The organism is Christiangramia marina, assembly GCF_048285865.1.
Taxonomy (GTDB): domain Bacteria; phylum Bacteroidota; class Bacteroidia; order Flavobacteriales; family Flavobacteriaceae; genus Christiangramia; species Christiangramia marina.
Window position 1 is genome coordinate 1 of the sequence record NZ_JBLVTK010000038.1, and the last position, 324, is coordinate 324.

At 76.2% G+C, this 324-nt stretch carries 1 protein-coding gene; it reads right to left on the minus strand.

Translation table 11 applies throughout. The features are described from left to right. Positions 1 to 324 (minus strand): hypothetical protein (locus ACNKXS_RS15200; protein WP_417921618.1); only part of this gene is annotated, 324 nt, incomplete at both ends.

Consider the following 324-nt stretch of genomic DNA (forward strand, 5'->3'; position numbering starts at 1 on the left):
CTCTGGCGCGCGCTGGAAGCGGCGGCGGCAACGGCGTCCGCCGCATCGCGCGCCCGAGGGCAGGCAGGTCATCGGCGCAGATGTCACATGCCGGCACCGGCGACAGCGCCGCACCGAGCCGGTGGGCAGCGTCGGCGTCCGGCGCCAGCACCAGGGCGGCCTGGCGCAGGAGGGCCTGCTGCGGCGGCCGTGCGGCCAGTGCGGCGGCGCTGTCGGCGACGCCCAGTGCATGGGGAATGGAAGGCGGCAGCCCCGCCGCGTCGGCGCCGGCCTGCCACATGGTCAGGATGAGGTCCGGCGCCAGCGAGGCAAGGAAATCCTTGC